Annotated in this window: 13 protein-coding genes; 11 read left to right on the top strand and 2 right to left on the bottom strand. The window is 59.6% G+C overall.

The window, feature by feature from the left end; translation table 11 throughout:
* Nucleotides 1-25: 25 nt before the first annotated feature.
* From ACFWEM_RS31435 to ACFWEM_RS31390, 10 genes are all read left to right on the top strand, one after another.
* Nucleotides 26-1486: a benzaldehyde dehydrogenase gene (locus ACFWEM_RS31435; protein WP_378539595.1), complete on the top strand. Its 1461-nt coding sequence runs from the start codon at nucleotides 26-28 to the stop codon at nucleotides 1484-1486.
* A gap of 117 nt (nucleotides 1487-1603) precedes the next feature.
* Entirely contained in the window at nucleotides 1604-2647 is a 1044-nt protein-coding gene (locus ACFWEM_RS31430) for an ABC transporter substrate-binding protein (protein ID WP_378539594.1), read from the top strand.
* Between the two features lie 55 nt (nucleotides 2648-2702).
* Entirely contained in the window at nucleotides 2703-3518 is an 816-nt protein-coding gene (locus ACFWEM_RS31425; RefSeq protein ID WP_378539593.1) for an ABC transporter ATP-binding protein, read from the top strand.
* On the top strand, nucleotides 3515-4372 hold the full coding sequence (locus ACFWEM_RS31420; RefSeq protein WP_378539592.1) for an ABC transporter permease: 858 nt from the start codon (nucleotides 3515-3517) through the stop codon (nucleotides 4370-4372). The genes ACFWEM_RS31425 and ACFWEM_RS31420 overlap by 4 nt, the downstream gene beginning before the upstream one ends.
* Nucleotides 4373-4471: 99 nt before the next feature.
* Complete coding sequence (locus ACFWEM_RS31415; RefSeq protein ID WP_378539591.1) at nucleotides 4472-5044, top strand: NADPH-dependent FMN reductase; 573 nt, start codon at nucleotides 4472-4474, stop codon at nucleotides 5042-5044.
* Entirely contained in the window at nucleotides 5041-6465 is a 1425-nt protein-coding gene (locus tag ACFWEM_RS31410; RefSeq protein WP_378539590.1) for a DHA2 family efflux MFS transporter permease subunit, read from the top strand. The genes ACFWEM_RS31415 and ACFWEM_RS31410 overlap by 4 nt, the downstream gene beginning before the upstream one ends.
* 741 nt (nucleotides 6466-7206) lie before the next feature.
* Nucleotides 7207-7494 carry a hypothetical protein gene (locus ACFWEM_RS31405; RefSeq protein WP_378539589.1) on the top strand — a complete coding sequence of 96 codons (288 nt, stop codon included), beginning with the start codon at nucleotides 7207-7209 and terminating at the stop codon, nucleotides 7492-7494.
* A 334-nt stretch (nucleotides 7495-7828) separates the two neighbouring features.
* The gene (locus tag ACFWEM_RS31400) at nucleotides 7829-7966 is read left to right on the top strand and encodes a hypothetical protein (RefSeq protein ID WP_378539588.1); all 138 of its coding nucleotides are present in this window, start codon (nucleotides 7829-7831) and stop codon (nucleotides 7964-7966) included.
* A gap of 429 nt (nucleotides 7967-8395) precedes the next feature.
* Complete coding sequence (locus ACFWEM_RS31395; RefSeq protein WP_378539587.1) at nucleotides 8396-8554, top strand: hypothetical protein; 159 nt, start codon at nucleotides 8396-8398, stop codon at nucleotides 8552-8554.
* Nucleotides 8555-9519: 965 nt separating this feature from the next.
* Entirely contained in the window at nucleotides 9520-9777 is a 258-nt protein-coding gene (locus ACFWEM_RS31390) for an HNH endonuclease family protein (RefSeq protein ID WP_378539586.1), read from the top strand.
* Nucleotides 9778-9969: 192 nt separating this feature from the next.
* Here the strand turns inward: ACFWEM_RS31390 and ACFWEM_RS31385 are convergent, their stop codons facing one another.
* Both ACFWEM_RS31385 and ACFWEM_RS31380 read right to left on the bottom strand, forming a co-directional pair.
* Nucleotides 9970-10272 (bottom strand): DUF6262 family protein, encoded by a 303-nt coding sequence (locus ACFWEM_RS31385; RefSeq protein WP_378539675.1) that lies wholly within the window; start codon nucleotides 10270-10272, stop codon nucleotides 9970-9972.
* Nucleotides 10273-10360: 88 nt separating this feature from the next.
* Nucleotides 10361-10624, bottom strand: coding sequence for a hypothetical protein (locus ACFWEM_RS31380; RefSeq protein ID WP_378539585.1), 264 nt, complete (start codon nucleotides 10622-10624; stop codon nucleotides 10361-10363).
* Between the two features lie 1343 nt (nucleotides 10625-11967).
* On the opposite strand from ACFWEM_RS31380, the gene ACFWEM_RS31375 reads away from it, so the two are divergent.
* A complete protein-coding gene (locus ACFWEM_RS31375; RefSeq protein ID WP_378539584.1) occupies nucleotides 11968-13200 on the top strand; it encodes a styrene monooxygenase/indole monooxygenase family protein in 1233 nt (410 codons plus the stop codon).
* Nucleotides 13201-13216: the final 16 nt, after the last annotated feature.

Raw genomic sequence — 13216 nt, 5'->3', positions numbered from 1 at the left:
CTTACAACCATTCAAGGGAAACGACATGACTTTTCTCAACGAAAATCTCTGGGACGGAAACATTTTCAGTGGAAGCTGGATAAACTCTATAGGTGGTGACGCTGACGTCGTTTCACCGTCGACAGGTGAAGTCATCGGTATGGTCGGCATCGCCGAAGCCGAAGATGTGAGCCTGGCCGCTCGAAGCGCGACGCAGGCGCAGCGCGCATGGGCGTCACGACCGTACACCGAACGCGCTGCAGTTCTGCGCCGAGCAGGCCAGCTATGGGAGGAGCACGCCGCAGAGATAGGGGATTGGCTCGTCCGCGAGGCGGGAGCGATCCCAGCAAAGGCAGCGGTCGAAACCACTGCGGCAGCTCAAGAATGTTACGAGGCGGCGGCACTCGCCTCCCGCGCAATAGGGGGGATCATCCCCAGCGCCGAATCCCGTATGAGCCTGGTGCGCCGGAGACCGGTCGGTCTTGTCGGAGTGATCTCACCGTTCAACGCTCCGTTGGTCTTGTCGATACGATCCGTAGCTCCCGCTCTGGCTCTCGGAAATGGGGTCATCCTCAAACCCGATGTGAGAACTGCAGTTTCGGGCGGAATCGTAGTCGCGCGAATATTTGAGGAGGCTGGACTGCCGGACGGCGTTCTCCACGTGCTCCCCGGTGGCGTCGACGTAGGTGAAGCATTGGTCGAAGACCCGAATGTCAGGGTCATCAGCTTCACCGGATCTACTGCTGCCGGCAAGCGTGTCGGAGAACTCGCATCGCGCCATCTCAAGCGAGCACATCTCGAACTAGGCGGCAATTCGGCCCTGATCGTCATGCCCGACGCCGATTTGGACCTTGCCGCGTCGGCCGGTGCGTGGGGATCGTTCCTTCATCAAGGTCAGATCTGTATGACGACCGGACGTCATATCGTCCACAAGGACATTCTCGACAGCTACCTGGAGAGGCTGGCGGACAAGGCAAATCGACTTCCGGTCGGAGATCCGTCCACCCACGAAGTGGCGCTAGGGCCGATCATCGACGAGCGCCAGCGCGACAAGATCCACAATTTGGTTCTTTCCAGTGTCGAAGCGGGAGCCACACTGGTCGCCGGCGGAACCTACGAAGACTTGTTCTACCGACCCACCGTCCTGGCAAACGTCACCCAAGCCACGCCCGCATACGCACAGGAAGTCTTCGGTCCTGTTGCACCGGTCATCAGCTTCAGCGACGAGAAAGAAGCCATCGCTCTGGCAAATGCCACAGAATACGGTCTTTCCCTGGGCATCTTGAGTAACGACGTGATGGGTGCAGTAGCACTCGCGGACCAAATTCCCAGCGGCATCGTTCATATCAATGACCAAACGGTGGGTGACGAGGCCCTCGCACCCTTCGGCGGAGTAGGCGCTTCGGGAACCGGATCCCGATTCGGTGGACCGGAAGCGAACGTCGAGGCATTCACCGAAGCCCAGTGGCTGACACTTCAAGGCGCGATCCAACCGCATCCCTTCTGAGCCGGCCTCACGCGCGATGACGGCCTTAGACATCAGCCGTTCCGAAAGCGCTCTGTAACAAGGATCTAAGAGTATTCCCTACATCGAGATCGATCGAGAAACAGAAATGGAGGCATTATGACGAACTTGACTAGGGCTGGCGGCGGAGTGTCGCGCTGCCGTCGAGCATCCGGTGTCGCAGTTGCAGTCATCGTACTCGCGGTAACCACCACTGCCTGTAGCGGAGGTTCGAGCAAGCAAGATCATGTGACAGCGTCATTTTCTATCGCCGCACCCGCGTCGGCCCCCCTTCTGCTAGCAGAAGAGATGGGCTACTTCAGCGACCAAGGACTGACAGTAGAACTGAAGGAAATTGCGAACGCGTCACTTCAGATCGCCGCCGATAACATCGACATGGGCGGAGTGAACACGACAACTCTGATCCAATCTGCAACCGAGAATGTCGGTTTGCAGGCTGTATGCATCATGCAGGTCGATCCGTCCTACGTGATGGCCGTCAGCGACAAAGTCTGGGAATCCCGCGGTCTCAGGGACGATATGACGCTGAGAGAGAAGCTCTCTGCTCTAGAAGGAGAGAACATCACGGTTTCAGGAAGCAAAGCGAGTAATCCCGGCGCAAAAATGCTCGAGACATTGCTGAAGAAGAACGGCTTGGCACCAGACAGTATCGGCGTCCTGTCGATGACCAACGCAGCTTCGTCGACCGCTGCTTTCCAGAACGGACAAGTGGGAGTGATCTTCCAGCCGCAGCCCCAGCCGGCGCTGGTGATGTCTCAGGCGCCGGGCAAGATCATTTACAGCATGAAGGATTCGTCTCTGTTTGACGAGATGCAGAACGTCGCCTACTCGACGATCGCGACCTCGACGAAGTTCGCGAATGAGCATCCTGACGAGGTTCGAAAGTTCTGCGCGGCAATTGGTCAGGCGAACGACTACCTGAATGCGAATCCAGTCGACGCTGCAGAAAAGCTGCAGGATCGTATGTCAGTTCCGGCGGACATTCTTAAGGAATCCATGCCGATGTACCAGTGGGCGCCCAACGCCACCCAAACCAAAGCCGAGTTTGCCAACGGCGTGGACGTACTCGGAGGCATGGGCATGTTCTCAACCCCGACTCCAGAACAAGTCAACGCGGCCTTCAATCCAGTCCTTGAGCCATGACTCCGCCCCGCGAACAACACTGGATCGAAGCCACGTACCAGAAAGGGACCTACCCATGGTCACCAGCGACAGTCTGTTGACGAGAAACCCTGCATTCGTCGTCGAGGATCTCACTCACGCGTTCAAACTGCCCGACGGTGGCGCGATGACGGTCTTGCAAAACATCTCCTTGACCGTGCGCGAAAACGAATTCTTCACCGTCGTAGGGCCCAGCGGATGCGGCAAAAGCACGCTGCTCAATGTGGCAGCAGGGTTGGTCGATGCCAGCGGCGGAAAGATCCGATTGCTGCACGAGAACCGGGATTTGATCCAGACTGACATCGGTTATATCACACAGGATTCCAACCTCTTTCCTTGGTTGACAGCAATCGAGAATGTGATGGTGCCGTTGGAGATTCGAGGGGTGTCCAAAAAGGAACGGATCAGCCGGGCTGAAGAGTGGCTCGCTCACGTCGGACTGACAGGCTTCGAGAACCACTACCCCCGGCAGCTTTCCGGCGGTATGCAAAAGCGATGTTCGATCGCTCGGACCTTGGTTTTCGAGCCGAAGGTGCTGTTGATGGACGAACCATTCGGGGCATTGGATGCGATCACAAAATCTGCGCTGCAGAAGACGGTCACCGATCTCTGGGAGCGTTTACGTACAACCGTCGTGTTCATCACGCACGACCTCACCGAGGCGATCGCCCTTTCGGACAGAGTCGCCGTGATGACCGGACGTCCCGGTGCTGTGCACGCTCTCGTAGACATCGAGATCCCCCGCCCCCGCGACGTCTACAACGTGACCGATCTACCCGAATTCAAGTCCATTCGCCGGGATCTCTGGCAGCTGCTCGAGAACGACATCGCGATCAGGGAGACTGCGAAATGACCACCGCCAACGTCAAGGTACCCGCCCACAGAAATCCTGCGGCGGGAGCTGCGCCAACGTCTGCTCCCGGACCGAAGACAGGCTTGATGGACGATCCCCGCCACCGCGCTATGGTCGTCAGAATCACCCGAGTAGCGTTCGTTCTCCTCGTTCTCGTCGCTTGGCAGCTCGCGAGTGGATGGCTCGTCGACGACTTCCTGATCAGCAATCCGATCGCAGTCGCCCAACGACTTGCCAACTCGATTACCGACTCGACGATGCACGAGAACATCATCACCACCGGCACCGAACTTATTTACGGATGGACGATCGGAGCGACGGCTGGCGCACTCATCGGTTGGTTCATCGGCTCGGTGAAGTTCTTCGGCGAAGTCCTTGAGCCCATTATTATCGCGGTCAACGGTATTCCGAAAGTGGTTCTGGCTCCGCTGTTTCTCCTGTGGTTCGGCCTCGGTATCGGATCCAAGGTTGCCATCGCCGCGATGATAGTTTTCTTCCTGGTCTTCAACAATGTGTACCAGGGCATGCGCAACGTCCCCCAGCCACTTGTCGACGTCGCGAAAGTGATGGGTGCTTCCCGCCTGTATATCGTTCGCAGGGTCGTACTTCCGTCGGTCAGCGTACCGCTCTTTGCCGCACTGCGGATCGGTGTGTCCATGGCCATGATTGGAGTCATCGCCGGCGAATTCGTATCCGCCGACAAGGGCCTCGGCTACTACGCCATGGCTTCTACCCAAAAGTTCGACTCTGCAGGACTTTTCGCGGCAATCGTGATCATCGTCGCCATGGTCGTCGCCCTCAGCTCGATTGTGGGGATTTTCCAACGCCGCGCCTTGGCCTGGCAGCAGAACTGACGACTTCGTGAGGCTCGGTCAATACAGAACCTGGCCTCGCTGTTCATGCTGGCCAGCTGCGGCTCCGGCGCCGTGCTCACTCACACACTAGGAATATTCGTGAATAACTGTCTACTCCAGATCGTCATCGGCAGTACCCGACCAGGTAGAGCAGGAAGCGCCGTCGCCACCTGGGTGCGTAATCTGGCGATCGCCCATGGAGGCTTCGCCGTTGAACTGGTAGATCTTGCCGATGTCGATTTGCCGCTGCTGGACGAGCCAAATCACCCGAGGGCAGGACGCTACACCCACGCACACACCATCCGGTGGAGTGAAACGGTTCAGCGGGCAGACGCTTTCATCTTCGTCGTACCGGAATACAACCACGGATACAACGCGGCGACGAAGAACGCTCTGGACTTTCTCTGCAAGGAATGGCACGGAAAACCGATTGGCTTCGTCGGATACGGTGGTGCCGCCGCTGGGGCCCGAGCCATCCACAGCCTTATTCCCGTCGTGTCGTCGCTCGGAATGCTGCCCGCCGCGCGATCGGTGAACATTCCGATCATCGCCCGCGCACTAGGTGATGACGGGACACTGACCACGAACCCGCGCCTCGATCGCAGTGCTGATGACCTCCTCGACGAGTTGGCAGCGCATCTATTCGCCGACAGATCAGAGGCTGCTGTATGAAAGTCGCTCATACGAAGGCAGTTTCGGTAGTCTATGTCGCGGTCATCTTCCTCTCGACAATGGACACCACCATCGTCAACGTGGCCTTGCCCTCCATCGGCGCGGCCTACGGAGTGCCATCCACATCGGTGAACTCGATAACCATTGCGTTCTTGGTCAGCTTGGCCATCTGTATACCGGCGTCTGGGTGGCTCGGTGATCGATTCGGCAATAAACAGGTGCTCCTCGCTGCGGTTGTCATCTTCACCGGCGCATCGATCATGTGCGGATTCGCCGGCAGCGTCGGCGAGCTTGTGACCTACCGAACCATCCAGGGCGCCGGGGGAGGAATGCTCACGCCAGTCGGAATGGCGATGGTTCTGCGTACCTTTGCGCCTGAAGAACGCGTTCGTGCCTTGTCGGTGATTACCATCGCTACGGCAATCGCACCCACGATGGGACCTACCCTCGGAGGTTTGATAGTCACCAATCTGTCCTGGCGTTGGGTGTTCTTCGTTAACGTGCCTGTGGGCGTATTCGCCTGTGTGTTCGGCCTGCTGTTTGTTCGCGATACAGGTGAACGCATCAAGGGTAAATTCGACGCATGGGGATTCGTTCTTTCAGCCGGCGGGTTGGGTTTGTCGATGTACGCGCTGTCCCAAGGACCCCACCTCGGCTGGCTATCGGCACCCGTGCTCGCCAGCGGCGCGATCGGGGTCACCCTGCTCGTCGCGATGGTGTTGAGCGCACTACGCCGTGACGACCCACTGATCGAGGCAAGGCTATTCGCGGACAACTTCTTCCGGCCGAGTACCATCGGAATCACCAGCGTCTCGGTGGTATTCATCGGTTCGGTCTTCGTCACTTCGCTGATGTTGCAGGATGGACGGCATGCAAGCGCTTTGACGACCGGATTGATGTTGCTCCCGCAGTCACTCGGAGTTCTGATCGGATCCCAATTGTCCAGCAGGATCTTGTATCGGCGTTTCGGGCCGAAGTTTGTCATGCCACTGGGTTTGCTTGGAACCAGTGTTTCAGTCGCCGCGCTGGGATACGTGTGTTTCGCTGGAAGCCTGGGGGCAATCGCGGTATGTATTTTCTGTACGGGCGTGTTCGTCGGAGTCGTTTTTCTTTCGACCCAGGTTGCAGCTTTCACATCGATTTCATCGGCATCGAATGGCAAAGCGTCGACAATTTTCAACGTCGGGCGCCGGCTTGGTGGCGCTGTTGGAATTGCAATCGCGAGTACTACGATGGTTTTGGTGGTGGGCGACGGCGTTTCGGTTGGCGAGATCGCCAACGGATACCGCATGGCCTTCTTCGTTCTAGCCGCTTTTAATGTGGTGGCATTTTTGCCAACATTGCGGCTTCCATCGGTGACGAAGGGTGCTAAAAGCGCCAGCGGCGCGCGACCAGGCGCGATGTCGATCCGAAATTCGTGAACTACTCCCAGTGAGTTCAAGGTGCTCCATCGCGTGCCTGACTGATCGCTCGTTCGATGAGGGAAGGTCGGGTGAAACTTCTACGACTTCATTGTCCGAGGGATGAACAGGTATCGCGTATCGATGAACATCGGACCAAAAGAATGGCCTGCTTTCTCGATTTAGGGAGTTGTATAGTGTAGTCTCAGGGAGGGCTCAACCGGTGGTTGCAACGGCCCTGATCTGGGGAGATGACAGATAGGTCGATCTGGGGTCGCCGCGAGCGAAGGACAAGTCGCTACATTCTTCGCCATGCAGATAGCGGAAGATCGATCGAGAAGGCAGCAAGAGCCGCCGGGGTCACCAAACCCACGGGTCAACGGTGGATCGACAAACGCGATGGAATCGTCCGCCGCCGTTCACCGACCCGGGAACGGGTGAACAGCGGGCGGTTCCTATCGCTGACAGATCGAGAAGAGATCGCGATCGGCCTCGATCTCCGCGATGCTCACTGTGAGGTTCCCATTCAAACCGGAGATGCACGTATCCCACGAAACGATCTACCAGGCCGTCTACGTGCAGTCGAAAGGTGCACTGAAAAAAGAAGTACTGCAAGCGCTTCGGACAGGTTGAGCGCATCGGACGTCGCACGGCCGGGTGCCGAGCAGTGTCCACTACATACCGGACAAAATCCTGATCGCCGATCGGCCGGAGTCGATCGAGGACCGTGCGGTTTCAGGTCCTTGGGAGGGAGACCTGATCATGGGTAAAAACAACAAATCTGCGATCGGACTCTCCGCCGCCAACCCCAAGCACGACACACCGGGATATGCCGAGCGGGTGCAGGCCGAGATCGAAAAAATGATGGCCGACCGTGCCAGCGCAGCTTTCGAGGAATACGAACTACGTTGCCTACCCGCAGGTTCCCGCTTCAAAGCAGCGCAATCGACATCGACGTCCGCTGTCGATCCGGCACTCGTCGGACGAGCCGGGATCGTCCTGTCATCGCCGCCGCTGCCTGTCACCGGCCGAGACGGTGACAGGCAGTGAAGTCCTTCACTGGATCCAGTACGCCGGGGCCACAACAACTTCCACCGTCTCTGACCTATGGATGACCGTCGCAGCATCCACCCTCCGCTGACCCGACACCACGACGACCCAAGGGGAGACTATGACCGACTCGGCTACACCTTCACCCAACGACTCTCTGACGCAGTACGAACGCATCGCGCGAGCAGGCCGTACATTCCGCTTCAACCTCGACTCAGGGGCCCAGCCTTCCTGCGCCCCGATACCAGAGGACTCTCCGATCATCGGTACGCCTGGATTAGGAAAATCCTTCCTGCGGACTCCCGAAAATGCTTGCGCCGATCAGGAATACCGCATGAGCACAGCGATGTCGCCGTCGTTCCGGGACAACTTTACGGCCCGACTCTCGTTGTCCGGACGCTCCTCCACAGCGGAGTTGATGTGGAACCCCCCGACCGCCGATCCTGCCGGTTCGAACGAGAAGCGGAGCTGATGATGAACATGCCCCAAGCACCTGACAATCGACCTGACCCGCGCCGCTGGCGGTGGACATCCACTTTCGATTCCGCAACCAGGAGACGAGTTATCACGCAAAGCGCGAAGGGCTTTCCCGTTGGTGCGTGAATACGGAACACGGCGGCAAGATGGTGTTCTTGCCCGTACCCGGAACGTGGGAGACGCCCCCGCCGGACACCACACTCCATTCGTCGATGAAAGTGCTGTTCCTCGACGAATAGACGTACCCCGGCCACCCCGGATACATGGGAGTGGCAGCCCTTTCCCAGAGCGGAGAAGAAAGTGACGCGATGAGTGCGCCCACCCCACATTCACGCGGCGTTCTGGAAGTGCGCCGCACCGCACACGAGAAGAGGCACGATGAGCAGGGCGCCCGTACCGACAACATGGTTCCAGCTCGGTTTTCTTGGCGGCCATCGTCGAACTCCCGCTCAGTGCGCTCTATCAGTGGCCGGCAGTCTCCGGGATCCTCATTCTCGCGGCAGCGCTGGCGGCATTGATCTGGTCATCGCTATCCGGATTGCGAAGCGCGCTTCCTTCCGAACCTGCCAAGGACCCGAGATGAAGAAGGTGTGCCGCTTCCTTCGCGCTGGCGGGATTCGTTGTCGCCGCGGTGTCCGGATGCGTAGGGGTCGCTGTGGGCGTGCAGTGGGCCCTGCAGCTGCAACGACAACGGCACCTGCTGTCGCGGTTCAGGCGTGAGCGACGAACCCGGGTCTCGACCAACTGATCGAGACCCTGACCGTCGTCGACACACTCCCGAACGTGCCCGGTTACGAACGCGGGTGCGGCAAAGACGAGAGTTGCGTTTTTCGGAACAGCATGGACCGACAAGTACGAGGGCCTGCTAGCCCGAAATGGTTGCGACACAAGCAATGACGTATTGGGGCGCCAACTCGCCAATGTCGCATTCAAGCCCGGAACCCGCGACTGCAAAGTCGTTGCCGGCACCCTCCACGACCCGTACACCGGAACCGACCTCGCGTTCTTCACCTCGAACCCCTCCGTCATTCAAATCGACCACGTCTTATCTGTAGTTAGCTTTGTCAAGGGGTCTTCCTCTTTCGGCTGGTCGCTATGTCGATGAAATGCCGCTGCTTGCTGTGGTGGGCTTGTGATGCGCCAGCGCGTGACCGGGGTCGCGGCGATGGCTGCGACGTTCGTTGTCACTGTGTCTGGTTGCTCGGTCCTTCCGGCTGATGGCGGGTCGGTATTCGCCGCTCCAGTGTCGGGAACCGCGGCGCCTGGTGCACAGGTCGATGAGGCACTGTCGGCCCTGGAAAAGCTTGCGGTGAAAGGGCGTGCGCCGAAGACGGGGTATGCGCGCAGCCAGTTCGGTGTCGCGTGGACTGATACGAACACCGTTATGTGGGGCGGGAACTCGCTCAGTATCCGCGAGGACATACTGTCCTGTGACCTTCTGAACGTCACGTGCCAGGTCCGCTCGGATGTGGCCTCGCCGCCGTGCGTGGTGCAGTCGGAGACCTTCACGATCCTTATACCGGGACCACGGTGAATTTCATTCGCGGGGTGACGACTTCGCCGCTCGTTCCGATCGAGCATGTCGTCGCTCTTGGTGATTCGTGGCAGAAGGGCGCGCAACAGTTGTCGGCCACCGAGCGGCTCGATCTGGCAAATGATCCGTTGAATCTCATCGCTACCACGCAGGCTCCGAACTCGGCGAAAAGTGATTCGGATGCCGCATCGTGGCTGCCGCCGAACAAGGCGTTCCGTTGTGCTTATGTGGCCGTCAGGTCGCGGTCAAACGCCGGTACCGACTGTGGGTGACCCAGGCGGAGAAAGACGCGATCGCCACCCTCCTGTCGACGTGTCCCGGACAGGCGCTTCCCTCCGATGCCGAGGCAGCGGGTCGTGTTTCGTGAACGAGCGGCGAAGTCGCTTGCCGCAGGACGCTTGCCGGAGTCGGCGAATCGTCGCCGCAGCTCGCCGACCTCTTCGGCGTGCCGCCGTTTGAGTTCCTTAAGCTGCGCGGACAGTGCTCTGACCGCGGATGATGCAGACTGCTGTCCGGGTTCGGTTATCTGTTATCTGTTCCGGAGTGGTTCGGCGGTGCGACCGCCTGGTGTGGAGGTCGTTGATCTTCGTGCGCAGGTCGGGCTGGTTGTAGAGGAAGTCGGTCGAGACCCTGGCGCGGCGAGCGACGGCCGCGAAAGTGACCGGCTCGCCTGCATTGCTGAGTGCCAGCAGCGCCGCTTCCGCGCGGGCTCTGGTCTCGGTGTGGCGCGCTCGCGCTGCGGCGGTGCGGTTATTCGGGCACGAGATGGTTCTCCTTTCTCTAAGTGGTGGTTCCGACGCCAGTAGCGGCGCTCACCGTGCACCGCCTGCCACGAGGCATGGTCGGCCGGATGTATCAGGACCGGCGCGCTGAACCCTTCTCCGAGCGCCATCGCAGACGAAATGTGGGCACGATGACCGTGCGTGCAGATACCGCGATCAGCTTCCGCTTGCCGACAGCATCGGCAACCAATTTGGGAGCACCTGCCGGATCGACGATCACCACCTTCCTGTCGTCCCCGATAAGCCACACATTGGTTCGTGCGCGGTGAGCGGGTTTGCGGCCGGGATAACCGGCCGACCGCGCGTGGACGCGATCGACGTAGATGTGTTGAGTCATGTGGTGGCTTGTCCTTGGTGCTCGTTCAGCGTGTCTGAAACACACTCGTGCCGAATGCAATCCGTGTCCGGACCAATTGGTTCTCGCCGTGCCGACGACCCCGTCCGGCACACGGTGCTGCAACTGTCGAGACTAAGCCTGTCCGGTGAGTTGCGGACCTGTTCGATAGCGAGTGCAACCTGGTCGAAAGATGAGGCAATTCTGCGAGCCCTTACCGCTTCGTATCCGAGTACGGAGTGGATCAGATCACGCGATGAGATCGTGGGGATCGAGGACGAACTGGGGGTTCGCCGGAATCGGCCTCGGCGCGTGTCCCTGCGGCACTTCGTCGAGGCCGATCGCGCGGGCATGGACGGCCTTCGCGATGAACCCGATTGTGGGGAATGGTCATCATTAGTCCCGACACGGGCATCACGAGGGGCATTTTCACGTTAACGTGCTGTCGAGGCCGGCCGGCAGGATTGTGGTCGTCACCACGACCACGGCGTCCTGTAGGCGTCACCACTACCCGAGCGAGATTTTCGACCATTGCGTCTGGCTGTACCTCCCGGCTCGCGTTGAACTTCCGCGACGTAGAGAAGCGGATGCACCAACACGCGATGGTGGTCTCCTACGAGACGATCCGGTGGTGGTGCACCAAGTTTGGGCAGGCGTATGCTAACCGGCTGCGTCGTCACCGCGCCCGCTCCGGTGATGTGGTTCCTCGCCGGAATTTTGGCCGGGATCAATAGAGTTCAGTACTACCTGTGGCATTCGTTGATCAGGACGGTTCGGTCCTGGACGTGCTGGCGTAGTGCCCCCCCGAAATGCCGAGGCGCCCAAACAGTGTCTCCGGAACCGTCAAGGGGCTGGAGTACGTGCTGCGCGTGATCAGGACAGACAAACTCGGCAGCTGCCCGCTCACACACCGCGAGCTGATGCCCTAGGTGGAGCGTCGCCGTTCACGTCGCCTGGCCACGCGCAGCTGTCCATGTCGTGCTCGGCGTGATCGGCTCGCACCTCCGTCCGAGACGATGCCTGTATCGGCCGGTGAGTACCAAGTGGGTGATGGACGACCAGTTCGCCGTCTGGCGTGAGGCCATCGGCAACACGGTTGTCGGCTGAAAAGGAAACGGCGACATGGCCGTTGTGTCACTACGCATCCGAACATACTGGGCTACCGAATGTTCAGGTTGACGTGACACTGCCGGTGGGCGGGTATGGAAGTGGTGAGGATTCGACCCCATTGGGTGACACCAGCGGCCGCGCCGGAAGCCTAACGTCGTCGTCAGGCAGCCTCCTCCAGCGTTACGGACATGTCGAGGAGCCAGAAGCATCGTGAATTCGAGAAATGGGAGCAGACAATGAGTGACAGCACTGGGTCGATCGGTATTGTTGGTACTGGCATAGCCGGCCTGCATTTGGCGCTCATGCTGCAGCAGCATGGGGTGCCGGTGACCATTTACACTGATCGGACTCCGGAGCAGGTGGCCACAGGGCGCCTCCTCAATACCGTTATGCACCACCACGCGACGCGTGAGCGCGACCGTGAACTCGGCGCTGCCTCGTGGCCACTGGCCGAGTGTGGATGGTGGACGCGATACCACTCGGTGCGCGGCACATCCGGTGTGGATTACCGGGGAAATTTCGATCTTGCGTCGGTCGCGGTGGACTATCGGCTCTATCTGCCACACCTGGAGCGGGAGTTTGTGTCGAGGGGAGGCGAGATTCAGCTCAAACGGCTGGACGTGGCCGAGTTAGAGCAGGTATCAGGCCAGCACGATTTGATGGTAGTCGCGACAGGTCGCGGCCCGGTGGCAGAGATGTTCGGCCTCCGCAAGGAGTACTCACCATACTCGGCCCCACAGCGGCTGTGTCTCGCCGCGCTGGTATCCGGCGTCGACAGGCCCGACGTCGAGGGCGTCAGCATTAACGCCTCTCGTGGCGAAGGTGAGCTGATCGAGTTCCCTATGTTGACGGCGCAGGGAAGGGCGACGGCGTTGTTGTTCGAGAACATGCCTGACAGTGACCTGGCGCAGCTGGTGCACCAAAAATACGCTGACGATCCTGGGGCTTTCGACAAGCGGGTGCTTTCTGCCTTGGAGCAGCATTACCCGCGGGTCTTCGAGCGAGTGCGGCTCGACAAATTCGGGATACTCTCCGGCGATGACATTCTTCAGGGTGGTGTCACACCGGTTGTTCGCAACGACTACATCCGTCTCGACTCTGGGTGTTATGCACTGGCCGTGGGTGACTGCCATGCTGCCGTTGACCCACTGATGGGTCAGGGTGCTAACGCAGCTTCGTACAGCGCCCTCGTCACCGGGCAAGCCATTCTCGACGAGATCGTCTACGACGAGATGTTCTGTCGTCGCGTGGCGGCGTCGCGTGAGGAGATGGTGCTCGGCGCGACGTTGGTAACCAACATGTATTTGGAATTCCCCGAACATCTGCGAACACTACAGAAGGCGAGCGTGCGGAGCCAGGAAGTGGCAAATAGAGTAGCCGCTGCCTTCGCGGACCCGCGGGAGATGTGGCGAATTATAGCGACTCCGGAGCGGGTGGATGCCTTCGTCCGAAGCGTGGAGGATCGTTGATCCGAAGGCGTGTCGA

Source organism: Rhodococcus sp. NPDC060176, assembly GCF_042728675.1.
Lineage (GTDB): Bacteria > Actinomycetota > Actinomycetes > Mycobacteriales > Mycobacteriaceae > Rhodococcus_F.
The sequence above is the reverse complement of the archived record's forward strand: the minus strand, read 5'-3'. Positions and strand labels throughout refer to the sequence as shown.

Bases quoted from the DNA above. Each gene is read 5' to 3' on its own strand.
- ACFWEM_RS31435 (WP_378539595.1), top strand. From the start codon at position 26: ATGACTTTTCTCAACGAAAATCTCTGGGACGGAAACATTTTCAGTGGA.
- ACFWEM_RS31430 (WP_378539594.1), top strand. From the start codon at position 1,604: ATGACGAACTTGACTAGGGCTGGCGGCGGAGTGTCGCGCTGCCGTCGA.
- ACFWEM_RS31425 (WP_378539593.1), top strand. From the start codon at position 2,703: ATGGTCACCAGCGACAGTCTGTTGACGAGAAACCCTGCATTCGTCGTC.
- ACFWEM_RS31420 (WP_378539592.1), top strand. From the start codon at position 3,515: ATGACCACCGCCAACGTCAAGGTACCCGCCCACAGAAATCCTGCGGCG.
- ACFWEM_RS31410 (WP_378539590.1), top strand. From the start codon at position 5,041: ATGAAAGTCGCTCATACGAAGGCAGTTTCGGTAGTCTATGTCGCGGTC.
- ACFWEM_RS31405 (WP_378539589.1), top strand. From the start codon at position 7,207: ATGGGTAAAAACAACAAATCTGCGATCGGACTCTCCGCCGCCAACCCC.
- ACFWEM_RS31400 (WP_378539588.1), top strand. From the start codon at position 7,829: ATGAGCACAGCGATGTCGCCGTCGTTCCGGGACAACTTTACGGCCCGA.
- ACFWEM_RS31380 (WP_378539585.1), bottom strand. From the start codon at position 10,624: ATGACTCAACACATCTACGTCGATCGCGTCCACGCGCGGTCGGCCGGT.
- ACFWEM_RS31375 (WP_378539584.1), top strand. From the start codon at position 11,968: ATGAGTGACAGCACTGGGTCGATCGGTATTGTTGGTACTGGCATAGCC.